Raw genomic sequence first — 24,853 nt, forward strand, 5'->3', positions numbered from 1 at the left:
AGTCGCGTGGACCTCAGCGCCCGGAGCGCATCCAACGTGGGTCGGGTCGTCAACCCGGTCGTGTCGACCCGCCACGCGAGCCTCGCGTCCACTCGCCGGGACTCGACGTCGGCGAGCGCGTCACGCCGGGTTGAAGAGCGCGAGGCACCGATCGGCGAGCACGCCGCCGACGAGATCGACGGGCGCGCCGGAGCTCTCGTTCATCCACCGCGCGGGGACGGCCAGCTCGCGCTGCGCGCCCCCGGTCGCCGCCGTGACCTCCTGCATCGTGCAGCCGAAGACGACGCGGCTCACCCGGGCGAGCCAGGCCGCGGTGAAGCACATCGGGCAGGGCTCCACGGTGGTGTACAGCGTGTAGCCGGTGAGGTCCGGCCCGGCGGCCGCGCAGGCGCGGCGGACGGCGCCGACCTCGGCGTGCCACGTGAAGTCGCGCTGGGCGTTCACCTCGTCGGTCGCCTCGGCCACGACGGTGCCGTCGGGGGCGGCCACCAGGGCGCCGAACGGCGGCTCGCCCGCGCGCTGCGCGCCGCGCGCGAGCTCCAGCGCGCGCGCCATGCGCGCCTCGTCGCGGCTCATCGGACGAGCCTCGGGTCGAGCAGCGACTCGGGCGCCGGCGCCTTCTTGACGAGCTTGGACTCGACCGCGAAGTCGACAACCGCCTTCATCGAGGCGTACACGGGGCCGGCCTTCTCCGCCGTGCCGAAGAGCTGCTTGTTGTCGGCCAGGTCGTAGATCTTGTCGCCGCTCAGCATGCCCTTCACGTCCTCGGGCGGAGCGCTCAAGTACTTGCCGACGATGGGAATCGCCTTGTCGGGCTCGCTGCGCAGGACGCGCACCCCCTGATCGATGGCGCCGATGAACCTCGAGCAGGCGTCACCGGACTCGGCGAGCCGCGATCGGCGCACGGCCACCGCGTCCATGATGGTGTCGGGGACGCTGGCGCTCGAGAAGATCACGCGACCGCCGCCCTTGGTCGCCTTGGTGATCCACGGCTCCCAGGTGACCGCGGCGTCGACCTTCCCCGCCACGAACGCGGCCCCGGCATCGTCTGCGCTCATGCTCGTGACCTTCACGTCGTCCGTGGAGAGCCCGGACTTCTTCAGGCCGGCGAGGAACAGCATGTGATTGACCTCGCCGAGGGTGAGCGCGACCGTCTTGCCCTTGAGATCGGCCATGGACGCGACCCCCTCCTTCGCCACCACCGCGTCCGCGCCGTTCGAGCTGTCGATGAGCGCGATGGCCACGACGTCCGTGTCGCCGTTGCCGCTCAGCACGGCCAGGTTCTGCAGGGTCGTCAGGCCGATATCGAGCTTCCCCGCGGCCAGCGCCGGCAGCGTGTCCCCGGGGTTCGAGAACGGCTTGAGCTCGACGTCGAGGCCAGCCTGCTTGAACAGCCCGAGCTCGTTCGCGATGAACACGCCCGCATAGCCGATCCACAGGTCGTGTCCCACGGTCAGCTTCACCGGCGCGTTCGCCGCGGCCCCGGGCTTCTCGCCCGGCGCGGCGGCGGCGGGCATCTCGCGCGCTGGCTCGTCCTTCTTCGAGCAGCCTGGCGACAGGAGGAGGCAGGCGAGCGCTGCCCCGAGCTCTAGCACGACGGTCCTTCGGTTCATGGATCCTCTCCCCTCGGCGTATGCGTGAGCCCGAGGAGCAAGCGGCGGCGCTGCTCCTCGGGGCGGGCCTTCCCCCGCAGGAGCGAGAGAATATCCCGTTTGAGGCGCAGCAACGCCTCGTCGAGCTTGAGGTCGGGCGAGCGATCCGCCCGGGGTACCGGCACGTCGATGGTGGCCACGACGCGGCCGGGGCGCTCGGAGAAGACCACCACGCGATCGGACAGGATCAGGGCCTCATCCACGTCGTGGGTGACGAAGAGCGTCGTGATCCGGTGATGTCGGATCACATGGAGCAGGAGCCCCTGCATCTCCTCACGTGTCTGGGCGTCGAGGGCGCCGAACGGCTCATCCATCAGCAGCACCTCCGGCTGCGCGGCGAGCGCCCGCGCCAGCGCGGCGCGCTGCTGCATGCCGCCGCTCAGCTCCGCGGGCGCGCCGTCGCGGAAGTCCCACAGATCGACGAGGCGCAGCAGGCGCTCTACGCGGTCCGCCTCGCGCTCGGAGCCGGCCTGCCGCGCCCGGCCGCGGTGGCGGGCCAGCGTCAGCGGGAAGCGGACGTTCTCCCGCACGCTGAGCCACGGGAAGAGTGTCTGTTGCTGGAACACGACGCCGAGCTCGGCGCCGGGGCCGAGGACGCGTTCGCCGCCGAGCGTGACGGCCCCGGTGGTCGCCGGCTCGAGCCCCGCGACGATGTGCAGCAGCGTCGATTTCCCGCACCCGGAGGGGCCCACGAGGCTCACGAACTCGCCCTCGCCGACATCGAGGTCGAGCGGGCAGAGCGCGCTGGTCTCGCCGCGGCGGCCGGCGTACGCCTTGCTGACGCCGCGCACGGAGAGCGTCACGCCTCGCGCCCCCTGGCCCAGCGGAAGAGCCGGCGGTGCGCTGCGCCGAACGCCCAGTCGAGCCCCAGGCCGATCGCGCCCAGCACCGCCAGGTACGCGTAGATGCTCGGCGTCTGGATGAAGCGATAGAACCTGAGGACGCGGAAGCCGAGGCCCTCGGTGGCGGCCACGAGCTCCGCGACGACGACGTAGCTCCACGCCCACCCGTTGCACATGCGCAGCGCGCTCCAGATGCCGGGGAGGGCGGCCGGGGCCAGCACGCGCCAGACGATCTCCCGCCGGGTGGCCCCCAGGCTCTGGCTGACCTGGAGCAGCGGCGCCGGGACCCGCCGTACCTCGTCCGCGGTCATGAGCAGCAGCTGGAAGAAGGTCCCCAGGAAGACGAGGAGGACCTTCGCGCCCTCGCCGATGCCCGCAACGATCATGACGAGCGGGATCAGCGCCGGCACGGGGACATAGCGGAGGAACTCGGTCGGCGGCTCGATCAGCGCGGCGATCGAGCGGAACGCGCCGGCGAGCACGCCGAGCGGGACCGCGAGGAGCGCGGCGGCCACGAACCCGGCCGTGACCCGAAGGAAGCTGTAGCGGACGTCGAGCCAGAGCTCCGCCGAGCCGAGCGCGTCGACCGTCGCCTGCCCGATGCTCGCGAGCGTGGGAGCGAGGGCGGTGTTCACCCCGTCGCGGCCCGCGAGCCCGGCGTACGCCGCGAGGGTGGCGAGGAAGCTCGCCGCGCCGAGCGCGAGACGGACCCGGGCGGGAACGGGGCGGCCGAGCGCGAGCCAGCGCGGCGGTGGTCGCTCGCACTGTCGCGACGGGGCTCGCGGCGCTCGGTCGCCGGGCATCCGTCAGCCGAAGAGCTGCATCACCGCGGCGCTCTCGGTGACGTAGGCGAACGCGTTGCTCATGCAGAGGATCGCGGCGTCGTGGAGCTCCCGTGAGGTCCCGGCCACGGCGTCGACCGGGAGCAGCACACGGTAATCCAGGTTCCTCGCGGTGAGCACGGTGCTGAGCACGCAGATGTTGGTGCACACGCCGCAGCAGATGAGGTTCTCCACCCCCTTGCACCGGAGCAGCAGGTCGAGGTCGGTGCCCAGAAAACAGTCGTAGCGCCGCTTGGTGAAGATCCGGTGATCCTGCGGCTCGATCCGCAGCCCATCGACCATCTCGGCGCCGCGGGATCCCTCGAGGCAGTGCAGCGGCTCGAACTCCAGCTCGATGCCGAAGTCGCACCCATCGGCCCTGTGCATCTCCTGGGTGAAGACGACCGGCAGGCCGTGCCCTCTCGCCCACGCGGCGAGCGCGTTGACGCTCCGCACGATATCGAGCGCCCCGCGCGCCTCGCAGGGCGCGCCCTCCTCGACGAAGTCCCGCTGCATGTCGATGACGAGGAGGGCGGTGGTGGCGGGGCGGACCTGGTCGAGGGGCAACGGGCGGATACGCGGCGTCATCGCTGGCCTGGACGTTCGACGCGCAGGGGACACCGGGCACGTCGAGCTCGCTGAGGTGTGGTGAAGTGGTGAACCGACCGTCTCTACATCAGCCGGGAATGCAGCGCTAAAAGGCTGAACGGAACTTAGCGGGTGCCTCGCCGGAGGGTCAAGCGAGACCTGGGTGCGTGAGCACTTCGAGAGGGCGTGAGGTCGCCCGCTGTGTGGAACAAGGTGCGAGGGGGAGGGGCAGAGGTCTCTCGGCGCCGTTCGGCGTCGCCTGACGTCTACCGCGTCGCCATCGGCTGCGCGCCGGTCAACTTCTTCCGCCGCGCCATCGCGTAACGCACGCCGGCCCGGAGATCTCTCAGGAGGACGATCCCCTCCAGCGTCTCGCCGAGGCTCGCGAGCGCCGCGGCGGTGCTGGCCGACATCCCCACGAGGACGCTCTCGGCGCCGAGCAGGCCCACGGCCTGCACCGCGCGCAGGAGGTGGAGCGCGACGGCGCTGTCGATCATCGGGACGCCGGTGAGATCGACGATCACGAACTCGGCGTCGTGGCGCTCCACGCCTTGCAGGAGCGCCGCCATGAGCTGGGTGCCCCGCATCGTGTCGAGATGGCCGATGAGCGGCACGATGATGACCCCGTGGTCGATGGGCAGGACCGGCGTCGAGAGCGCGGCTATCGTCTCGAGGAGGCGCGACTGGATGGCGAGGAGATCGGCCTCGGTGCTCCGCAGCGCCTCTTCCGTCCTCTTTCGTGCGGTCATGTCGACCACGACCCCGACCATCCCGATCACACGCCCGCTCGCGTCGCGGAACGGGACGTTGTTCTCCAGCGTCCAGCCGTCGCTCCCGTCCTCGAGCTTCCACCGGAGCTCCACGTTGATCCGCGGGATCCCCTCGGACATGATGATCTCGTCGTTCTCGCGGTAGCTGCGCGCGACTTCGTCGACGAATATCTCCTCGTCGCGCTTCCCGACGATCCTGTCGCTCGAGAGGCGATAGTGCTCCGCATAAGCCTTGTTGACGGCGAGGTACCGGTGGTCCCGAGCCTTGAAGAACACCATCGCCGGGATCGCGTCGAGCATCGCGGCGTACCCCGAGGCCTCCGCCGCGAAGAAGCTGGCCAGGAGCTCGTGCTCCCGTGCGGCGGGCCGCGCCTCGCGTACGACCGAGCTCGGTCGCTGCGCCTCGGCCAGCGCCTGTTCGAGCTCCGCGACGCGCCTGCGGAGCGCCGCGACCTGCTCGTGCAGCGACGTCTCGCTATCTGGGTCTGAAAGACACTGCATTAAAGGGTACCACGCGTCGGCCGGGCCACGGCGACCGCATGATTGTCGGGGGCGCAACACTTGTCAAGCGCTCGATGTCCGTTGTCGACTCACCGCGTGTCGCCGGTGTGGGCCGGCAGGTCCCGTGGATGTCGACCAAGACGTTCCTCGCCCGTGCGGAGGGCGAGCGCGCGCCGTTACGCGCCGTTTACGCGCCGTTTACCCGTCGTTGACGCGCCGTTCAAGCTGGACCCGTGCTCATTTGTCAGGACAGGATCTGCGGAGGGCGGGAATCTACCTCGTACAACGCGGACGATGATTGTGCGTTGCGCGTGGCCGATGAAGCGGCGTGGACGTGAGATTCGTTGTCTCGCGGTTCTCGATTCCCGGTCGAGTGGGACCACGGAGGCGCCTTGAACGATCGGCTCTTCCCTGGTCGATACGCGCCATGGCCGGGGGTGGCCCCGCCGCCTGCGCGAGGCCTTGTGTCTTGGCCGGGTGCGGCGCAAAGCGCGGCGCGTGAGCGTTTCGGGCGTACCAATGAGCGCCGCGGGCGCGCGCCGCGCGGCGAGCGGGCGCAGGGTAGGCGCACCAGCCGGCGCGTCGCCGGCCCGTTCACACGAGAGAGCGCACAATGAAAACGCAACCGAAACGCCTCGCCGCGGTCCTCGCCTGCCTCGCTGCCGTCCTCCCGGCGTGCGCCGAGAGCGAGGCCCCGGCCGCGCCGGAGCTCCGCCGCGTCGCCGGCTTCAGCACACCCGAGTCGGTGCTCCACGACGAGGAGCGCGACGTTTACCTCGTCTCGAACATCGTCGGCTCACCCGTCGAGAAGGATGACCGCGCGTTCATCTCGCGCGTCTCGCCGGACGGCGAGATCCTCGACCTGACATGGATCGACGGCGCGTCGGAGGGCGTGACGCTGAGCGCCCCGAAGGGCATGGCCATCGCGGGCGGCAGGCTCTATGTGGCCGATATCGACGTGATCCGCGTCTTCGACGCGAGCGACGGCGCGCCCATCGAGGACATCGAGGTCGCCGGCGCCGGCCTGCTCAATGACGTCGCGGCCATGCCCGACGGGTCGATCGTGGTCTCGGACTCCGGCGTGGCCATCGGGGAGGGCGGGTTCACCCCGATCGGCACCGACGCGCTCGTCGCAGTCGATCCGGGCGGGGAGGTCTCCCGGCTGATCGCGGATCCCGCGCTGCCGCACCCGAACGGCGTGGCGTGCGCGGAGGGCGAGATCTGGGTGGCTTACCTCGGCGCGGCGCGGGTCGACGCGCTCGACGCGCTCGACGTCTCCGTGCAGCCGCGGCGCGAGATCTCCCTGCCGGCTGGCACGCTGGACGGCCTCGTGCGCCTCGACGACGGCCGGCTCCTCGTGTCGAGCTGGGACGCGGGCGCCGTCTTCGAGATCGACCCCGCCGGGGACGCGGCGCCGCGCGTCTCCACGCTCGCGGAGGATCTCCCGAGCCCCGCCGATCTCGGCTGGGACCGCGCCAGGAATCGCCTGCTCGTCCCGCTCTTCAACGACGGCGAGATCGTCCTGCTCGACGTGAAGTGAGCCGGCGGAACAGCGCTTTGGGCCCGGGGGCGGCGCGGTTACGCTGCGCCGCCCCGGCCGGCCCCGCGCTGCGTCTCCGCGGCGAGAGACGCGCCCTTTTCCATCAGGAGCGACGATGAAGACCCAGCTCACCCGACTGCTCGAGCCCACCGATCAAGCCCAGGCCTGGGGCGCGCTCAGAGAGGCCATCTCCCGCCTGGAGCGCACGTCCTCGGCGAGCGGCGCCGGCCTGGCCCGGTGGGTCGGCGTCTTCACCCGCACGCGCGAACGGATAACGATACAGCGGCTCTCCCGGCCGCTCGTCGTGCTCATCCTCGACGGCGCGAAGCGGATCTTCCTCGACGGCCCGGACGGCAACACGCGCCTCGTCGCCCGGGAGGGGCAGATCCTGCTCGTGCCGCAGGGCATCCCCCTCGAGCTCGTGAACGAGCCCGATCCCGAGCGCGGCGCCTACCGCTCGTTCACGATCGAGCTCTTGAGCGAGGTCGACGAGCGGCTCCAGCGCCGGTATCCCACGCTCTGCGTCCAGCGGGGGCTCGGCGGCTTCGAGGCGGATCGGCCGCACCTCCTGCGCTCCGCGATGCCGTCGATCCAGGCGCTGATCCACCTCGTGAACACGCTCCTCTTGCCCGGCGCGCACGCGCTGCTCATCGAGCACCGGCTGGAGGATCTCATCCTGACCTTGCTCCTGCAGCACCGGGAGCAGCTCGACGAGGCGCGCGCCGCCTCCTCGACGCTGGCGCTCGATCCGACGCTCGCGGTGCGGGCGCTTGTGCGCCGCGATCCGGCGCGCCCGTGGGCGGCCCCGGAGGTCGCGCGCGCGCTCGGGGTGAGCGACGCGACGCTGCGCCGCCGGCTCGGCGCGAAGGGGGTCTCGTTCAGGGCCCTCCTGTGGAAGGAGCGCCTCGATCTCGCCAAGGGGCTCCTGCGCTCGGGGCGCCACGGCGTGCTGGAGGTCGCGACGGCCTGCGGCTACGACTCGGCGTCGCGCTTCGCCGAGCAATTCCGGCGCTCCGAGGGCGTCAGCCCCTCGGAGTACCGCGCGCGGCACCGGGCGAGCGCGAACGACTGCTGGAGCGAGGAGCCCGAGCTCGACGCGAGGTGAGGGGCTCAGCCCGCCTCGTCGATGCGGCCGTCGGGGTAGCGCGCGAAGCGGCCTTCCGCGCGCCCGTGGACCGGGCCGTCGCTCGGCCACGGCCATCCGCCGAAGCCCGTCCGCCGGTAGTCGAGGAAGGCCTGCTGGACCTCCGCCATCGAGGTCATCACGAAGGGGCCTTGCTGCGCGACGGGCTCGCCGATCGGCTTGCCCTGGAGGAGAAGGATCTCGCCCTCGTCGGGGCCGTTCTCGAGCAGCGCTGCGGCGCCGTCGCGGAGCGTGATCCTGTGGGCCGCGGGGACGCGGCGGGCGCCGACGCGCAGCTCGGCGCCGCGGAAGAAGTAGAGCGCGCGGTTCGTGCCGGGGGAGGCGGCCGGCAGCGTGAACCGCGCGCCCGGGGCCATCCTGAGCGTCCAGATCGCCACGTCGGACGCGGCGCGCGCCGCCCACGATCTCGGCGGTGGGGCCGGCGGGCGGAGCTCGCCGAGGCGGCCGGCGACGATCGTGATCTCGGTCGTCCTGCCCGCGGCGTCGCGCGCGATCTGCCTGGGGATCGTGTCGCCCCACATCATCACGAAGCGCGGTTCGGCGAGCTTGTCGGCGCGCGGCAGGTTGAGCCAGATCTGGAAGAGCTCGAGCGGGTTGGGCCCGTCCTTCTCGACGAGCGGGAACATCTCCGCGTGGACGATGCCGCTCCCCGCCGTGAGCCACTGGACGTCGCCGCGGCCGTAGCGCGCGGCCGCCCCGAGCGAGTCCGCGTGATCGACGAGCCCGCGCCGCACGACGGTCACGGTCTCGAAGCCGCGGTGCGGGTGCTGCGGGAAGCCGGGGACCACGTCGCCGTGGTACATGCGCCAGCCGTCCTTGCCCGCGAAGTCGCGCCCGATGGCGCGGCCCGCGAGCGAGGCGGCCGGCCCCATCCGCTCGTCGCCGGCCGGGTACGCGTCGTCGTGGTGGACGCAGAACAGGAAGGGATCGAGCGTCTCCCAGGGGAACCCGAGCGGCGCGACGTCGCGGACGACGTCCTCCGCGGCGAGCGCGGCCTCGTCGCCACGACCGGGCGAGGGCGCGGAGGGGTCGCACGCGGCGACGACGGGCGTTGCGGCGAGGGCGCCGAGGGCTGTGCGGCGATCCATGGGGCTCATCGTCTCATCGTAAGGTGGACCTCATGGAGGGACAACGGTGCGAGCGCGCAACGTGGCGTTGCGCCGGCAGCAACGCGCGCGACGCGCGAGCCGCCGCGCGGGCTGGGTAGAGCAGGGGAGCGGTGAGGGGCGCGTCTGGGCGTGAGCGCGGCGCATTTTCGTGCGGAGGCGGGGCGGGCGCGCCTGGAGTCGACTAGAGTCGAGCCTCGTGTCCAAACGGCGCTCCGAATCGAGCATCATCTTCCTTGTCGCTGCGGTCCAGTTCATCAACATCCTCGACTTCGTGATGGTGATGCCGCTCGGGCCCGACTTCGCGGTCGCGCTGGGCATCCCGATGTCCAGCATCGGCTTCATCGGCGGCAGCTACACGGCGGCGGCCGCGGTCTCGGGCCTCGCGGGCGCGTTCTTCCTCGACCGCTTCGACCGGCGCAGCGCGCTCGCCGTGGCGATGCTCGGCCTCGTCGCCGGCACGGCGGCCGGGGGCTTCGCCACGGGGCTCCCGAGCCTCATGGCGGCGCGCGTGCTCGCCGGGGCGTTCGGCGGGCCCGCGACCTCGGTCGCGTTCTCGATCGTCGCCGACGTGATCCCGCCCGAGCGGCGCGGCAAGGCGATGGGCGTCGTGATGGGCTCGTTCTCGGTCGCCTCGGTGCTCGGCGTCCCCGCCGGGCTGGAGCTCGCGCGCCGCGGCGGCTTTCCGCTGCCGTTCTTCGCGGTCGCGGCGCTCGGGCTGCTCGTCGCCGGGCTCGCGATCTTCCTCCTGCCGTCGATGCGGGATCACCTGACCGGCGCGCCGCCGTCGGGCAGCGCGCTCGGCGAGCTCGGTGCGCTCCTCGGCCGGCCGATCGTGCTGCTCTCGTACGCGACGACGGCGATCCTGACGGTGGCGTCGTTCCTGGTGATCCCCAACATCTCGGCTTACGTGCAGTACAACCTCGGGTATCCGCGCGAGCGGCTCGGGCTGCTCTACTTCGTGGGAGGCCTGGTGAGCTTCGCCGCGATGCGGGCCGTGGGACCCTTGGTGGACCGCTTCGGCGCGTTTCAGACGGGCTCGGTGGGGGCGGCGGTGCTCGCGGGCGTCCTCTACGCCGGGTTCGTCTCGTATACGCCGGGGCTGCCGGTGCTCGCGATCTTCATCGTCTTCATGCTGGGCATGACGTTCCGCAACGTCTCGTACAACACGCTGACGTCGAAGGTGCCGCGCCCCGCCGAGCGGGCGCGCTTCACCTCGATGCAGTCGGCCGTGCAGCACATGTCGTCCGCGATCGCGGCGTTCGCGGCGGCCAGGATGCTCCACGAGCTGCCGGACCACCGTCTCGATGGCATGCCGGTCGTCGCGGGGCTGTCGATCGTGTTCACGGTGGCGCTGCCGCTGCTGTTCCTCGGGATCGAGCGGCGCGTCGCGCTCGCGCAGCCCTCGTAGCCGTGCCGCGAGCGGCGATGAGCCGCTGCGACACCGGTCACCCCGATCGCCACCGGATCAGAACACGAACCGGGCCGATACCATCGCTGCGGCGGGCGACGCGGCGGGGCGGATCTCTACCCTCACACCCCCTCCGTCCTCCGTGCGGTAGGACTGCGGCATGTTCATGAAGAAGATCATGACCGTCGCCGTGATCACCGTCGCTCCGCCGGCGAAGAGGGTGCCGGCGGCCAGCCAGCTCTCGTTGACGCTGGCGTCCCACCGTTGCCTGGTGACGACGGTATCGGCGCTAGGGCAATGAGGGCGATCGGCAGGAGGAGCTTCGCAAGCGAAAGGGCGACGGGACGGGTCGTTTGCGGGTCGTCGTCATGAAAGCCAATCGCTCTCCTCCGGCTCGCCCGACACGCCACATCGCGCATTATGATGGTCCCCGTCGTGCGCGCCCTCTCGCGAGCGCACGCGTCCGGCATCATCCACCGTGACCTGAAGCCCGAGAACATCATGCTGGAGGCGTCGGGGGCGATCAAGGTGGTCGATTTCGGCATCGCCAAGCTGCGCGAGGACGAGGCGAGCCTCACGCTCGACCGCGGGCGCGAGGCCGTCGAGGGGTGGTCGCGGCGGGGGCGGGGATCGTGAAGCTGACGCGCCAGAACACGGTGATCACCGAGCAGCTCGAGGAGATCCGGAGAACGGAGGACACGCTCAAGAAGGCGCTGGCGAGCGAGGAGGCGCTGCGGAGCAAGCGCGAGCAGGAGCAGCTGATCGAGCGCACGGCGGGGAAGATCAAGCCGACGCTGAAGTAGCGGGCGCGCCGCCGGCCCTCAGCGCTGCTGCGCCCCGAACCGCGCCTTCGCCGCGTCCACCGCGGCCTTCGTCCACTTGTCGACCTCGTCGTCCGTCAACGTCCGCTCGGCCGACCGGAACCACAGCGCGAACCCCAGCGAGTGCGTCCCCGCCGGCAGCTCTCCGCCGCGGTACCGGTCGAACATCTCGACCTTCTCGCAGCGCTCCCCCGCGGTCGTCCGCAGCACCTCGAGCACCTCTCCCGCCGGCACGTCGAGCGGCAAGAGCAGCGCCACGTCGTGCCGCATCGCCGGGAACCGGCTCGGCTTCGCGGCCACCGGCGCCTTGTACGCCGCAGCCACCGCCGCGAGATCCAGCTCCGCCACGACGGCCCCGCTCGTGATCTCCAGCGCCTCGCGCACGTCCGGGTGCAGCTCCGCCACGTACCCGACCTCGCGGCCGTCGAGCAGGACGCGGGCCCCCTTCTTCGGGTGCGCCCACGGCGGCGCCTCGCCCGCGAGGTCGAACGCCGGCGTCACGCTGCCCGCGAGCTCCGCAAGCACCGCCTCGACCGCGCCCTTGCCGTCGTAGAAATCGACGTCCTCGGGCCGCGTCAGGTAGCTGTCGCGCGGCCCCGCGAGGAAGATCGTGAGCCGCGTCGGCTCGTTCACCGGCGGCCGCTCGACCCGCGCCAGCTGGCTCGCGCCGCCCGCCTCGCCCTGCCACGGCAGGAACACCTGGCTCACCTCGAACAGCCGCACCCGCGGCACGTTGTACCGCTGCGAGCGCTGCACCACCGTGAGCAGCCCAGGGACCAGCGACGGCCGCATCACCGACTTCTCCTCGGAGAGCGGGTTGAGCAGCCGCAGGAGCGACCCGTCGTCGTAGCGCGCGGCCTTCAGCTCCTGGGGCGACAGGAACGAGTACGTCACCGCCTCGTGCAGGCCGATCCCCGTGCAGATCTGCCGCACCCTGCGCCGCAGCCGGTAATCGCCGCGGGCGCCCGCCGGCGCGGCCCCGACGCGCGGCAGCCGGCTCGGGATCTGGTCGTAGCCAGCGATGCGCGCGACCTCCTCGATGAGGTCGATCTCCTCCGCGATGTCGGGCCGGTGCTCCGGCACCTCGACGAGGAGCCGGTCCGCCTTCTGCTCCAGCACCGAGAGCCCCAGCGTCTCCAGGATCTCCCGCGCCCGCGCCGGGGCCTCGGCCCCGATGATCCGCTGGTACCGCGGGAGCCGCAGCGTCAGTCGGCGCGGCGCGCGCGGCGCCACGTACACGTCGATAGGCTCGCCCGCCGCCTCGCCGCCCGCGAGCTCGCAGATGAGCGCGCTCCCGCGGTCGCGCGACAGGGGGACCCCCGAGAGGTCCACCTCCCGCTCGAAGCGGTGCGACGCCTCGGTGTGGAAGCCGTACCGGCGCGCCGACCTGCGGATCCCGCGCGGCTCGAAGTACGCCGACTCGAGGAACACCCGCCGCGTCGTCGCGGTGACGCCGCTGTCCGCGCCGCCGATGACGCCCGCCAGGGCCACCACGCGGTCCGCGTCGGCGATGACCAGGTCGTCCTCGTCCAGGGACAGCTTCTGCCCATCGAGCGCGACGAACGCCTCGCCGGGCTTGGCCCTCCGGATCTCGATCGGAAGCCGCAGCGTGTCGAGATCGAAGGCGTGGAGCGGCTGCCCCCGCTCGAGCATCACCAGGTTGGTCGCGTCGACGATGTTGGTGATCGGCCGGACGCCGAGGCGGCCGAGCCGCACCCGCGCCCAGAGCGGCGAGGGGCCGACGCCGACGCCCTCGATCACCTGCCCGTCATACCGGGGGCAGCGGTCCCCGTCGCGCACCTCCACGGCGGCGCGTGTCTGCTCGGCCGCGGGCGCTCCGGCGCCGTTCGCGCCGTTCGCTCGCGCCGCGGGGACGGCGGGCGGACGGAACGGTAGGCCGAGCACCGCGGCCACGTCCCGCGCCACGCCCAGGTGCCCCAGCGCGTCGGGCCGGTTCGGGGTGACGCTCAGCTCGATGATCCAGTCCTCGAGGCGAGGCTCCCAGTCGAGCAGCGATTGCCCCGGACGCCCGCCCTCCACGGTCAGGAGACCCTCGTGGCTCGACCCGAGCCCGAGCTCGTCCTCGGCGCAGAGCATGCCGGGCGACGTGAAGCCGGCGACCGCCTTCTCGGTCAACGTCACGAGCGCGCCGGTGCGGTCGAGCACCTGCGCCCCCACGGGCGCATAACAGACGAGCGCCGGAGCCGCCGGGATGACCGGCGCGCCGCACGCGACCTCGACGCCTTCTCCGCCTCCGCCCGCGTCCACGCGGACCACCGTCAGGCCCTTCTTGCCCGCCGGGTGCGGCCGCGTCGCGACCACGCTCGCGAGGACCACGGAGCGCAGCGCGGCGCCGACGTGCGTCACGCGGTCGACCTCGATCCCGCCGCGGCCGAGCGCCGAGGTCACCGCGTCGACGCCGGGATCGGCGCCGAGGATCTCTTGAAGCCACTTGTAGGATATCAACATGGGGAATCGGGGCTGCGGGCGAGGGGCAGTGGCCTAGAGGCTTCCGAGGAAGCGGACGTCGTTCTCGTAGAAGGCGCGGATATCGTCGACGGCGAACTTCATGTTGGCCGTGCGATCCACGCCGATGCCGAACGCCAGCCCCGTGTACTCCTCCGGGTCGATCCCGACGTTCCGGAGCACCGTCGGGTGGACCATGCCGCACCCGAGCACCTCCAGCCAGCCCGTCCCCTTGCACTGCGGGCAGGCGCGGTTCTCGCCGAAGCAGACGAGGCAAGACACGTCGAGCTCCGCGCTGGGCTCGGTGAAGGGGAAGTAGCTCGGCCGGAAGCGCGTCCTCGTGGCCTCGCCGAACATCCGGCGGCTGTAGACCTCGAGCAGGCCCTTCAGATCGGCGAGCGACACGTCGCGGTCGACCACGAGCCCCTCGATCTGCACGAACATGGGGCTGTGGCTCGCGTCGTCGTCGCGGCGATACACGACCCCGGGCGCGACGATCATCACCGGCGGAGGGTGGGAGAGCATCTCGCGCACCTGGACCGGGCTCGTGTGCGTCCGGAGGAGCACGTTCTGGCCAGGATCGCCGGCCATGTAGAACGTGTCGTGCATGTCCATGGCCGGGTGATCCGCCGGGAACCCGAGGAGATCGAAGTTGTAGCGCGCGAGCTCGATCTGCGGCCCTTCGGCCACGTCGAACCCGAGCCCGACGAAGATATCGACGATCTCGTCGAGGGTCCGCATGATCGGGTGCGGCCGCCCGGGCGCGCGCCAGCGGCCGGGCAGGGTGATATCGAGGGGCGGCGCGGAGAGCTCGCGATCGCGCGCAGCGCGCTTGATCCTCGCCGTCGCCTCCTCGCGGGCGCGCTCCACGCGGCCCTTGACGGCGTTGAGGCGCTGGCCGAGCGCCTTGCGCTCCTCGGGCGCCGCGCCGGGCAGCTGCTTCATCAGCGCATTGAGCGACCCGCGGCGCCCGAGCAGGCTGGCATACAGGCGGTTCAGCTCATCGAGATCGCCGGCAGCGGCGAACTGGACGTCCACCGTGCGATCGACCTCGTCGATGAGGCGGCCGAGTTCGGGACCACTCATTGCCGCCCCCCTTACCGCGAAGGCCATGGCAAGGCAAGACGTGACCTACGGCGCTGGTCCAGCGCGTGCAGGACGTCCGGGTCGCGGGCGGCGGCGACGGAGCGCGCCTGGTCACGAGGGGCAGGCCGCCTGCGCCGAGGAGCCAGCCAGATCCGCGCGCCGCCGCGCCGCGCCGCGCGCAGCGCGCAACAACCGATGTCCACTCAGTCAACTCCAGGTTGCCAGCGCTCCGGCAGCGCCGGCACAGCGTGTCTGGGGATCTCCGCCGTGCCGCCCTCGCGCCGGCGCCGGCGCCGGCGACGAGCGATGACGCCGCGCCACGCCGCCGCCGACTCTGGAGGTGCGCATCGAGCCAGGCCAGGCGGCCGGAGCGAGACGGCCCGGGACGCGCCAGGCGAGAGCGGGACGGCGCAGCTCACTGCCTGGCGCAGCGATTGCAAACCCGTGGTCCACGTGTGGAGCGCCGCTGAGCTCCGCGCGCGGCCGCCCTCGAGGCCTGCTTGCCGCGGGCTGCCCTCGGCCCTCCGGGACACCGCTGCGCCGTGCCGTTCAACCCTCACCGACAACCCCGATTCTGGCGTGCATCGATATGGACAAGAAAGCCGTCTCCTTCGTCGTGCTCGGTTGCCTGCTGGGGATCATCATCACCTCCGGCGCCTTCTCCATGCTGGCCCGCCCCGCGTCCGCCGAGGGCGCGAGCGCAGGGCAAGCGTCCGACGCGACGAGCGCCGGCACGAAGAAGGTGATCCTGAAGCTATCGCACGCGCTCGATCAGTCGCACCCGGTGCACCTCGCCATGGAGTACATGGCGAGGCAGCTCGACAAGCGATCGGGCGGCGCCGTGCAACTGCAGATCTTCCCCAACGGCCAGCTGGGCAGCGAGACCGAGAGCATCGAGCAGGTGCAGCGAGGGGCGCTGGCGATGGTCAAGACCTCCACCGCGCCGCTCGAAGGCTTCATCCCGGAGATGGCGATCTTCGGGCTGCCTTACCTCTTCCGGGACCAGGACCACTACTGGAAGGTTCTCCTCGGCGACGTGGGCAGGGATCTCGCCTCGGCCGGGACGAAGGTGGGCGTGAGGGGCCTCTGTTACTACGACTCCGGGAGCCGCAGCTTCTACACGAGCGGCGCGCCCGTCATGAGCCCTGACGATCTCAAGGGCAAGAAGATCCGCGTCATGCAGAGCAAGACCGCGATGGACATGATCTCGCAGATGGGCGGCGCGCCGACGCCGATCGCGTTCGGTGAGCTGTATTCTGCGCTGCAGCAGGGGATGGTCGACGGGGCCGAGAACAACCCGCCCAGCCTCTTCACGAGCCGTCACTTCGAGGTCACCAAGCACTACTCGCTCGACGAGCATACGCGCGTCCCCGACATCATCCTGTTCAGCCAGAAGATCTGGGAGTCGCTGAGCCCGGAGGTGCAGCGGTGGATCGAGGAGGCGGCCGACGAGTCGGCCGCGTTCCAGCGCGAGGCGTGGAAGAAGAGCACCCAGGACGCCCTGGATGCGCTGAAGAAGGCAGGGGTGACCATCCACGAGCCGGACAAGGAGCCGTTCCGCAGGCGGGTCCAGCCCATGTACGACCGCCTCGAGGGCACGGAGATCGGCAAGCTCGTCAAGCGGATCCAGGAGGTCAAGTGATGGGCGCTCAGGAGCGTCGGGTAGAGCTTTTCGTCGACGGGGAGACGAGCGCCTCTCAGGAGCCTCCGCCGCCGGCGCGAGCGCCGGAGGTGGTTCCGGACGGGCCAGCCCGTCCGGCGAACGCGGGAAAGCGAGCGCCGGGCGTTATCGGGCCGCTCCACAGGCTGCACGCGGGTATGATCAAGACGCTGGAAGTCGTGCTGGTCGCCGCGTTCGCGGCGCTCACGCTGGACACCCTCTGGGGCGTGTTCTCCCGCTACGTGCTCGGCAACCAGAGCCGCTGGACCGAGGAGCTCGCCGTCTATCTGCTGGTCTGGATCTCGCTCCTCGGCGCCGGGCTCGCCTACGGCGAAAAGGCGCACCTCGGCGTCGACTACTTCGTCGGGAAGATGGATCCGGCGGCCCAGCGCGTCGCGGCGATCGCCATCGAGCTCCTGGTGGCGTCCTTCGCCGGCTTCGCGCTGGTCTACGGCGGCTTCACGCTCGTCTCGAAGACGCTCGAGGCCAAGCAGGTGTCGCCCGCGCTCGGCCTCCAGGTGGGGTACGCCTATCTGGCCGTGCCCATCAGCGGGGTCTTCTTCCTCACGTTCTGCATCGAAAACCTGGTGGAGCTGTTCACCGGGCAGGCGTCGCCCCGGAAGGGCGCGCCTGTCACCGACGCGTAACCCTTCAGCCCGGGCCCGCCATGGAAATCCAAGTCCTCATCCTGGTGTTCAGCTTCTTCGCGCTGCTCCTCCTCAACGTCCCGGTCGCCGTCTGCATCGGCCTCTCCACGGTGCTGACGATCGGCTCGCTCGGCGACGTGCCCACGGCCTACATCGTGGCTCAGCGCATGTCGACCGGCATCGCCAGCTTCCCGCTGCTCGCCATTCCCTTCTTCGTCCTCTCCGGCGTGCTCATGGGCGAGGGCGGCATGGCGCGCAGGCTCATGGATTTCGCCAGCGCCGTCGTCGGCCGCTTTCACGGCGGCCTTGCCTACGTCAACACGCTGACCTGCATGCTCTTCGGGGCCGTCTCGGGCTCGGCGGCGGCCGCCGTCTCCTCCGTGGGAGGCTTCATGATCCCGGAGATGGAGCGAAAGAACTACGGCAGGGACTTCAGCGTGGCGCTGACCACGACGTCGGCGACGACCGGGCTCCTGATCCCCCCGAGCAACATCATGATCGTCTACGCCGTGGTGGCCGGGAACGTCTCGGTGGCCGCGCTGTTTCTGGCCGGCGTCATCCCGGGCTTCCTGGTGGGCGTGTGCATCATGGTCGTCGCGTTCCTGGCCAACCGCAAGCAGGCGGTGGGCGTGAGCGAGAAGGTCCCGCTCGGCGCGATCATGCGGAGCTTTGCCCAGGCGATCCCCAGCTTGCTCATGATCCTGATCGTCATGGGCGGGATCCTCACCGGGGTGTTCTCGGCGACCGAGGCCAGCGCGGTGTCCGTGGCTTACGCGTTCCTGCTGGGGGCGCTGTTCTATCGTGAGGTCAAGCTCAGGGACATGCCGCGTATCCTGCTCAAATCCGCCAAGACCACCGCGGTGGTCATGATCCTGGTGGGGGCCAGCCAGGCCATGAGCTGGGTGCTCGCCTTCGAGCAGGTGCCCCAGAGCGTCAGCCAGGCGATGCTCGGGATCTCCCAGAGCCCGTTCGCGACGCTGCTCATCATCAACGTGCTCCTGCTCGTCGTCGGCACCTTCATGGACATGACGCCTGCGGTCCTGATCTTCACGCCCATCTTCCTCCCGGTCGTCACGGGGATGGGCATGAACCCGGTGCACTTCGGCGTCCTGATGGTCACGAACCTGTGCATCGGCCTGTGCACCCCGCCGGTGGGCACTTGCCTGTTCGTGGGGTGCGGCGTCGGCAAGACCACGATCGCCAGGGTGGTCCGGCCGATGCTCCCGATGTTCGCCGCCATGATCGTCGCCCTCATGCTCATCAGCTACGTGCCCCAGCTCTCGCTCTGGCTTCCGGCACAGTTCAACCTCTGAGGCGCGCCCCCGCGCCTGCGACACGCCGGCTGGGCAGGAAGGCCGCTCTCGACGTCGGCACCGCCCGCCGCGTACCGCCGGAGGAGCCCCGCTCCGGCGCCCCGTCAAAGCCCCCTCAACTCACAAGCGGATCGAGAGCTCGCCGCTCCCGCAGGCGTCCGCGCGCGACAGCGACGGTCCATGCGCGCGTCAACCACGGCTGTCGCTCATGTCAACCCGGGGTTTACGGCGTTCCGAGGGGAAACTGCCCTTCGTCCACGGTCAGCACGCCACGTCGTCGTCGGGTCGCCTCAGGGCACGTCATGCGCTCGGGTCGGATCCGGCGCAATCCCGGCTGCGGACGAGCTTGGGTTGGAATTCCTCCTCGGCAAGTCGTGCGCGCCATGGCGTCGCGGCGGCCCTGGGTGCCCTTGGCTCGTCGCTTGCTACTGCGTGCATCAAGCGTGGACGCTGCCAGCGCACCACGCGCTGAGCGAGCCACAGGACGTGCTGTCGGGCCTCGCTCGCCTCGACGACAGCCCCGCTGTTCGCGCTGGTGCAGCCCCAACCCTCCACGAGATCGGCGCCCCCTTGAATTCCATCGCCAGTCCCTGTTGCCACCCTGGGCATGATATTCAGCGCGATCCGGAGCGCGGCTCGTTCTCGACAGACGGAGACGCGTCCGTGTCGTCTACCCGCCTCGCGCGCCGGAGACGATGGGCGAGCGCGCGCAACCTGGTCTGTGCCCTGCTCGGCGCGGCCCTCTGCGCGTCTCCAGCGGTCGTCCACGGGCAGCCGCTGCCTGCTCCCACGACGCCGACGCCCTCGCCGGGCGCGGCTCCCGCCGACGCGACGGCTCCGCCTCCGGAGACGCCGGCCGCGGCGGAGCCCGCCGAGGGCGCGGCTCCGGCCCCCGACGCCGGAGGCGCCGAGCCCGCCGCCGCGGCCATCGCGCCCTCCCAGCAGCCGCAGCAGAAAGAAGAGCCCACGACACCACCGGCGCCGCCGGAGAGCGGGTTCTTCTTCGGCGGCGTCGGCCGCGCCGTCGCGGCCATGGATGGAGACGGCGGGCCTGGGCGTGATGCCGACATCGTCTTGAGAGGCTCGCGCCTCGACGAGTCCACGTTCGTCCAGCTGGACCTGGAGCGGCAGGATTACTGGGAGTCCACCGGCGCCACCACGCGCGTCGCCGTCCGCCTGGCCATAGACGCCCCGACCCTCCACTACAACAACGCGAGGCCGTGGAACATCAACACGTCGCTCCGCAACGCCTTCGTCGAGGAGCGAGACCTCGGCGTCAAGGGGCTGTCCGTGTGGATAGGCTCGCGCCTCTACCGCGGTGACAACTCGGAGCTGCTCGATTTCTGGCCGCTCGACTGGCTGAACACGCTGGGCGGAGGCGTCCGCTACGACCTACCCTCGAAGCGCACGTACTTCGCGGCGCACGCCGGCATCAACCGGCCGCTCACGCCGTATTACCTCCAGACGGTGGAGCGCTCGCCGGCGCTCAACCAGCCTGGCACGGCGAACGTCAACCTCCTCGATCGCCAGCGGCTCATCTCGAGCTTCAAGGCGAGCCACACCGTTCCGGTCGGGGAGAAAGGCGGCGTCAAGGGCGTCCTGTACGGCGAAGTGCACCAGCTGCCGTCGGGCACGCGCGAGACGGCGGAGGCCGGCGTGTACGAGCGGTTGCCTCGGGACTCCGGGTACGTCATCGGCGCGCAGGTCAGCCCGTTCACCGGCGTGAACAACGGCCACCTGCACCTGTTCCTCCGCTATGCGGGCGACCTCGCGGCGCACGGCGAGTTCGGCACCCCCACGCAGCCCGCGCCGGACGGCACCGCGAGCGGAGCGCACGAGCTCATGTTCACCATGAGCGGCAACTACGAGACGGGGATGCTCGGCCTGATGGCCTCCGGGTACATCCGCTCGTTCCGCAACGCCAGCGAGCCGTTCGACTTCGCGGATCTGGACGAAGGCATCTTCGTCGTTCGGCCGCACTTCTATCTGCGCGACTGGGGAGGCATCGCCGTCGAGGCATCTTACCAGGCGCAGCGGCGCGGGAGGGTCCCGCCCCCGGCCGAGCCCGCGGCGCCGGGCGCGCACGCCGCGGCCAGCCACCACAGCGCGAGCCTCGTGCGCTTCGGGCTCGTGCCGTTCCTGAACGCGGCGGGCAAGGGGGACTTCAAGCGCCCTCAGTTCCGCTTCATCTGGCTCGTGACCCGGCGCGATGAGGGCGCGAAGGCGCTCTATCCGCAGGACGACGTGTTCAGCCAGCGCACGTGGGAGCATTTCATCGGCCTGAACGTCGAGTGGAACATCAAGGCCAGCCCGGCGTTCTGACGCAGCCGCGGGGCTCCGGGGATTCACCGCGTCCATTCGTAAATTCCGTTAACGAAGCAAGGGAAGGGTTTTGTCCATGAAGCCAGTGAACCCTGGTCAGGTCGTGGTCCGCGGGACGGCGTCGCACAGGGGGCGGAAGCTCTTCGTGACGCCGGACAACAGCCCCATGAAGCGCCTGCATTACGGCCGGATCCTGCTCGATCAGAGCGCGCCGAGGGCCCTCTTCGAGACCTCCGGCCGCGAGGTCGGGCTCCTCTGCATGGACGGCCAGTGCGCCGTGCAGGTGAACGGCGAGGACACGATCGGGCTCGGCCGGTACGACGCCATCTACGTGCCTCGCGGATCGACCGTCGAGGTGCGCACGAGCTCGGCGGTCGATCTCGTCGAGTGCGGCGCCGAGGTGGAGGGGGACTATCCCCTCCAGGTCGTCCGCTACAAGGACGTCGAGCAGAGCCCGTCGCTCAAGTTCAAGGCGGGCGGCGACGCCACCACGCGCGAGCTCAGCATCCTGCTCGGCAAGAACGTGCAGGCCGGCCGGATCGTCGCGGGCTTCACGCGCTCGGCGCCGGGGCACTGGACCAGCTGGCCCCCGCACGAGCACACCGACCTGCTCGAGGAGATGTACGTCTATTTCGATATGCCGCCGCCGGCGTTCGGCGTGCAATTCGTCTACACGGCCCCGGAGGCGCCCGAGGTGGTCACCGTGGTGCGGGACGGCGACGCCGTGCTGATGCCGGCGGGGTATCACCCGAACGTCGCCGCGCCGGGGCACTCCATCAACTTCGTCTGGCTCATGGCCGCGCACCGCGAGCGCGAAGATCGGGTGTTCGGCGTGGTCAACGTGCAGCCGGAGTTCGCCCAGCGCGGCTCCGGGCTCGAGGCGAGCCTCAAGTAGCCGGCAGGGGAGCGGGCCAGCGTCAGGCGGGTCGAGCTTGGGAGGATAGCTTCATGGTGATGAATTCGGAGTCCACGACGGCCATCGCCGACGCGCCCGCGGGGGTGCCGCGCAGCGCCGACGCCGCGCCGGTTTCGGCCGGCATCGGGCGTTATCGGTGGGTGATCTGCGCCCTCTTGTTCACGGCCGCGACGATCAACTACGTCGACCGGCAGGTCCTCGGCGTCCTCAAGACGACGCTGCAGAAGGAGCTCGGCTACAACGACATCGATTACGGCAACATCGTCACGTCGTTCCAGGCCGCTTACGCCATCGGGATGCTGACGATGGGCCGCCTCATGGATCGCATCGGGACGCGGCGCGGGTTCTCGTTCGCCGTCGGGTTCTGGAGCCTCGCGGCGGCGGCGCACGCGCTCGTCGGCAGCGCCGGGGGGCTCTCCGCGGCGCGGTTCGCCCTCGGCATCGGCGAGGCCGGCATGTTCCCGGGCGCCCTCAAGACGATCGCGGAGTGGTTCCCGAAGAAGGAGCGCGCGCTCGCGACCGGCCTGTTCAACTCCGGCACGAACATCGGCGCGATCGTGTGCCCCCTCGTGGTCCCGTGGATCGCGGTGGCCTGGGGGTGGCGCGCGGCCTTCGCGCTGACCGGCGCGATCGGGGCGCTGTGGATCATCGCCTGGATGATCCTGTATCGCCCCCTCGCGGACAACCCGCGCGTCACGCCGGAGGAGCGCGCCTACATCACGAGCGAGCCGTCGCCGGCGCCCGGCAAGGTGGGCTGGCTCAGCCTGATCCCGCACCGCCAGACGTGGGCGTTCGCGATCGGCAAGTTCATGACCGATCCGTTCTGGTGGCTTTACCTGTTCTGGGTCCCCGACTTCCTGAACCGCAAGCATGGATTGAACCTCCTCCAGATCGGCCCGCCGCTCGTCACGATCTACCTGCTCTCCGACGTGGGCAGCATCGCCGGCGGCTGGTTCTCCTCGATGCTCATGCGCCGCGGCTGGACGGCGAACGCGGCGCGCAAGACCGCGATGCTCGCCTGCGCGCTCGGCGTTGCGCCCGTCTTCCTCGCGACGCGCACCGACTCGCTGTGGGTCGCCGTGCTGCTCCTGGGCCTCGCGACCGCAGCGCACCAGGGCTTCTCGGCGAACCTGTTCACGCTCACCACGGACATGTTCCCGTCGCAGGCCGTGGGGTCGGCCGTCGGGTTCGGCGGCATGGCCGGGGCCATCGGCGGGATGCTCATCGCGCAGATCGCGGGCCGCGTCCTCCAGCTCACGGGGAGCTACTCGACGCTGTTCATCATGGCGGCGTCTGCCTACGTGCTCGCGCTCGCCATCATTCACGCGCTCGTGCCGCGGCTCGAGGCCGCGCAGCTGAAGCAGGGATAAGACAATGACGAATGATCCGTTTCGTTTGGACGGCAAGGTCGCGCTCGTGACGGGCTCGGCCACGGGGATCGGCGCCGCGATCGCGACGGCGCTCGCGGCGGCCGGCGCGGACATCGCGTGTCACGGCAAGGACGAGCCGGGCGAGGCCACCATGGCGGCGGTGCGGAAGCTCGGGCGTCGCGCCACCGGCATGGCCGCGGATCTCGCGGATCGCGCCTCACACGCCGAGCTCGTCCGGAGAGCGAAGGCCGAGCTCGGGCGCATCGACATCCTCGTGAACAACGCAGGTCTCATCCGGCGGTCGCCGGCCGTCGAGTACGCCGAGGAGGACTGGGATCTCCTGATCGAGGTCAACCTGACGTCCGCGTTCCGCCTGTCGCAGCTCGCCGGGAAGCAGATGCTCGAGCAGGGGTCGGGCAGGATCGTGAACATCGCGTCGCTGCTCTCGTTCCAGGGCGGGATCCTGGTGCCGGCCTACGCGGCGTCCAAGGGTGGGATCGCGCAGCTGACGAAGGCGCTCGCGAACGAGTGGGCCGGGAGGGGCATCAACGTGAACGCGGTCGCCCCGGGATACATCACGACGGACAACACGGCGGCGCTCAGGGCCGACGAGGCGCGCAGCCGGCAGATCCTCGATCGCATCCCGGCGGGGCGCTGGGGGGAGCCGAGCGACATCGCGGGAGCTGCGCTGTTCCTGTGCTCGGAGGCGAGCAGGTACGTCCACGGCCACGTGCTGGTCGTCGACGGCGGGTGGATGAGCCGTTGAGGAGCGTGAAGATGAAGATCCGAAATGCAAAGAGCTGTGCGTGGGACCAGGTGAGCCTCGGGGAGGTGATGCTGCGCCTCGACCCGGGAGAGCGGCGGATCCACACCGCGCGGGCGTTCGACATCGGCGAGGGCGGGGGGGAGTACAACGTGGCGCGGGGGCTCCGGCGCTGCTTCGGGCTCCGGACAGCCATCGTCACGGCGCTCGCGGACAACCCGGTCGGGCGGCTGATCGAGGACCTGATGCTCCAGGGCGGGGTCGACACCTCCCACGTGCGCTGGGTCGATTACGACGGTGTGGGCCGCGAGGCGCGCAATGGCCTCAACTTCACCGAGCGCGGCTTCGGGCCGCGCGCCGCCGTGGGGTGCTCGGATCGCGGCCACAGCGCGGCCTCCAGGCTGGAGGCCGGCGATCTCCCGTGGAAGGCCGTCTTCGGGGAGCGCGGCGCCCGCTGGTTCCACACGGGCGGCATCTTCTGCGCGCTCTCGGAGAGCACGGCCGGCGTGGCGCGCGAGGCCATGGAGGCCGCGCGCGAGCACGACGTGCGGATCTCCTACGATCTCAACTACCGGCCCTCGCTCTGGAAGAACTTCGGCGGCCAGGCGAGGGCGCGCGAGGTCAACCGCGCCCTCATGCCGTACGTCGACTGCCTCTTCGGCAACGAGGAGGACTTCGTCGCGGCGCTCGGCTTCGAGGTGCCCGGCGTCGATGAGGGCTATCGCCAGCTCGACACGACGGGGTTCCGCCGGATGATCTCGGAGGTCGTCGCGACGTACCCCAACATCTCGGTCGTGGCCACGAGCCTCAGGACGGCCAGGAGCGCGAGCGTCAACGGCTGGGGCGGCATCCTGTACTGCAAGGGCGAGTTCTACGAGGTCGCCCAGCGAGACATCGAGATCCTCGATCGCGTCGGAGGGGGCGACTCGTTCGCCTCGGGGATCATCTACGGGCTCCTCTCGGAGCAGAGCCCGGAGTGGGCGCTCCAGTGCGGCGTCGCGCACGGGGCGCTCGCGATGTCGACGCCGGGAGACACGTCGATGGCGTCGCTCGCCGAGGTGCGGAGGGCGATGAGCGGGGCCAGCGCGAGGATCGATCGATGAAGCAAGCGATG

The 24,853-nt window shown here is 70.9% G+C and carries 22 protein-coding genes and 1 pseudogene; 14 read left to right on the plus strand and 9 right to left on the minus strand.

Features of this window, described 5'->3' with window-relative positions; all coding sequences use genetic code 11:
• Positions 1–120 precede the first annotated feature (120 nt).
• From WMF39_RS18845 to WMF39_RS18870, 6 genes are all read right to left on the minus strand, one after another.
• Positions 121–576: a nucleoside deaminase gene (locus tag WMF39_RS18845; RefSeq protein WP_437746875.1), complete on the minus strand. Its 456-nt coding sequence runs from the start codon at positions 574–576 to the stop codon at positions 121–123.
• Complete coding sequence (locus WMF39_RS18850) at positions 573–1,613, minus strand: aliphatic sulfonate ABC transporter substrate-binding protein (protein ID WP_437746876.1); 1,041 nt, start codon at positions 1,611–1,613, stop codon at positions 573–575. Before WMF39_RS18850 ends, WMF39_RS18845 begins: the two co-directional genes overlap by 4 nt.
• Positions 1,610–2,455: an ABC transporter ATP-binding protein gene (locus WMF39_RS18855; RefSeq protein WP_437746877.1), complete on the minus strand. Its 846-nt coding sequence runs from the start codon at positions 2,453–2,455 to the stop codon at positions 1,610–1,612. Before WMF39_RS18855 ends, WMF39_RS18850 begins: the two co-directional genes overlap by 4 nt.
• Positions 2,452–3,297: an ABC transporter permease gene (locus WMF39_RS18860; RefSeq protein WP_437746878.1), complete on the minus strand. Its 846-nt coding sequence runs from the start codon at positions 3,295–3,297 to the stop codon at positions 2,452–2,454. Before WMF39_RS18860 ends, WMF39_RS18855 begins: the two co-directional genes overlap by 4 nt.
• Positions 3,298–3,300: 3 nt before the next feature.
• Positions 3,301–3,903 carry a cysteine hydrolase family protein gene (locus WMF39_RS18865; RefSeq protein ID WP_437746879.1) on the minus strand — a complete coding sequence of 201 codons (603 nt, stop codon included), beginning with the start codon at positions 3,901–3,903 and terminating at the stop codon, positions 3,301–3,303.
• A 266-nt stretch (positions 3,904–4,169) separates the two neighbouring features.
• Complete coding sequence (locus WMF39_RS18870) at positions 4,170–5,174, minus strand: PAS domain-containing protein (RefSeq protein WP_437746880.1); 1,005 nt, start codon at positions 5,172–5,174, stop codon at positions 4,170–4,172.
• A gap of 613 nt (positions 5,175–5,787) precedes the next feature.
• Between WMF39_RS18870 and WMF39_RS18875 the strand changes: the two genes are divergently transcribed.
• Together WMF39_RS18875 and WMF39_RS18880 are read left to right on the plus strand one after the other, a co-directional pair.
• Complete coding sequence (locus tag WMF39_RS18875; RefSeq protein WP_437746881.1) at positions 5,788–6,714, plus strand: SMP-30/gluconolactonase/LRE family protein; 927 nt, start codon at positions 5,788–5,790, stop codon at positions 6,712–6,714.
• A 115-nt stretch (positions 6,715–6,829) separates the two neighbouring features.
• Positions 6,830–7,819: a helix-turn-helix transcriptional regulator gene (locus WMF39_RS18880; protein ID WP_437746882.1), complete on the plus strand. Its 990-nt coding sequence runs from the start codon at positions 6,830–6,832 to the stop codon at positions 7,817–7,819.
• Between the two features lie 5 nt (positions 7,820–7,824).
• Here WMF39_RS18880 and WMF39_RS18885 read toward each other — a convergent pair whose 3' ends face one another.
• A complete protein-coding gene (locus WMF39_RS18885; protein ID WP_437746883.1) occupies positions 7,825–8,955 on the minus strand; it encodes a pirin family protein in 1,131 nt (376 codons plus the stop codon).
• 208 nt (positions 8,956–9,163) lie between these two features.
• On the opposite strand from WMF39_RS18885, the gene WMF39_RS18890 reads away from it, so the two are divergent.
• The 4 genes and pseudogenes from WMF39_RS18890 (at position 9,164) to WMF39_RS18905 (ending at position 11,178) form a co-directional block, all read left to right on the plus strand.
• Positions 9,164–10,375 carry an MFS transporter gene (locus WMF39_RS18890; protein ID WP_437746884.1) on the plus strand — a complete coding sequence of 404 codons (1,212 nt, stop codon included), beginning with the start codon at positions 9,164–9,166 and terminating at the stop codon, positions 10,373–10,375.
• A gap of 160 nt (positions 10,376–10,535) precedes the next feature.
• A complete protein-coding gene (locus tag WMF39_RS18895; protein WP_437746885.1) occupies positions 10,536–10,676 on the plus strand; it encodes a hypothetical protein in 141 nt (46 codons plus the stop codon).
• A 119-nt stretch (positions 10,677–10,795) separates the two neighbouring features.
• Positions 10,796–10,963 (plus strand): annotated as a pseudogene (locus tag WMF39_RS18900) (protein kinase domain-containing protein); the annotation flags it as partial.
• 44 nt (positions 10,964–11,007) lie between these two features.
• Positions 11,008–11,178 carry a hypothetical protein gene (locus tag WMF39_RS18905; protein ID WP_437746886.1) on the plus strand — a complete coding sequence of 57 codons (171 nt, stop codon included), beginning with the start codon at positions 11,008–11,010 and terminating at the stop codon, positions 11,176–11,178.
• Positions 11,179–11,196: 18 nt separating this feature from the next.
• Here WMF39_RS18905 and pheT read toward each other — a convergent pair whose 3' ends face one another.
• Complete coding sequence (gene pheT, locus WMF39_RS18910) at positions 11,197–13,665, minus strand: phenylalanine--tRNA ligase subunit beta (protein WP_437746887.1); 2,469 nt, start codon at positions 13,663–13,665, stop codon at positions 11,197–11,199.
• Between the two features lie 33 nt (positions 13,666–13,698).
• On the minus strand, positions 13,699–14,748 hold the full coding sequence (pheS, locus tag WMF39_RS18915; protein ID WP_012236022.1) for a phenylalanine--tRNA ligase subunit alpha: 1,050 nt from the start codon (positions 14,746–14,748) through the stop codon (positions 13,699–13,701).
• A 589-nt stretch (positions 14,749–15,337) separates the two neighbouring features.
• On the opposite strand from pheS, the gene WMF39_RS18920 reads away from it, so the two are divergent.
• From WMF39_RS18920 to WMF39_RS18955, 8 genes are all read left to right on the plus strand, one after another.
• A complete protein-coding gene (locus WMF39_RS18920; protein WP_437746888.1) occupies positions 15,338–16,390 on the plus strand; it encodes a TRAP transporter substrate-binding protein in 1,053 nt (350 codons plus the stop codon).
• Between the two features lie 176 nt (positions 16,391–16,566).
• Positions 16,567–17,055: a TRAP transporter small permease gene (locus tag WMF39_RS18925; RefSeq protein ID WP_437746889.1), complete on the plus strand. Its 489-nt coding sequence runs from the start codon at positions 16,567–16,569 to the stop codon at positions 17,053–17,055.
• Between the two features lie 20 nt (positions 17,056–17,075).
• Positions 17,076–18,368: a TRAP transporter large permease gene (locus WMF39_RS18930; RefSeq protein ID WP_437746890.1), complete on the plus strand. Its 1,293-nt coding sequence runs from the start codon at positions 17,076–17,078 to the stop codon at positions 18,366–18,368.
• 663 nt (positions 18,369–19,031) lie between these two features.
• On the plus strand, positions 19,032–20,690 hold the full coding sequence (locus WMF39_RS18935) for a carbohydrate porin (RefSeq protein ID WP_437746891.1): 1,659 nt from the start codon (positions 19,032–19,034) through the stop codon (positions 20,688–20,690).
• A 76-nt stretch (positions 20,691–20,766) separates the two neighbouring features.
• Complete coding sequence (locus WMF39_RS18940; RefSeq protein ID WP_437746892.1) at positions 20,767–21,585, plus strand: 5-deoxy-glucuronate isomerase; 819 nt, start codon at positions 20,767–20,769, stop codon at positions 21,583–21,585.
• Positions 21,586–21,668: 83 nt separating this feature from the next.
• Positions 21,669–22,976 (plus strand): MFS transporter, encoded by a 1,308-nt coding sequence (locus WMF39_RS18945; protein WP_437747998.1) that lies wholly within the window; start codon positions 21,669–21,671, stop codon positions 22,974–22,976.
• Between the two features lie 4 nt (positions 22,977–22,980).
• Positions 22,981–23,742, plus strand: a complete 762-nt coding sequence (kduD, locus tag WMF39_RS18950) for a 2-dehydro-3-deoxy-D-gluconate 5-dehydrogenase KduD (protein WP_437746893.1) — start codon at positions 22,981–22,983, stop codon at positions 23,740–23,742.
• A gap of 11 nt (positions 23,743–23,753) precedes the next feature.
• Positions 23,754–24,842 (plus strand): PfkB family carbohydrate kinase, encoded by a 1,089-nt coding sequence (locus tag WMF39_RS18955; protein WP_437746894.1) that lies wholly within the window; start codon positions 23,754–23,756, stop codon positions 24,840–24,842.
• The last annotated feature ends 11 nt before the right edge of the window (positions 24,843–24,853 follow it).

The organism is Sorangium sp. So ce1504, assembly GCF_051521635.1.
In the GTDB taxonomy this organism is placed as follows: domain Bacteria; phylum Myxococcota_A; class Polyangia; order Polyangiales; family Polyangiaceae; genus Sorangium; species Sorangium cellulosum_B.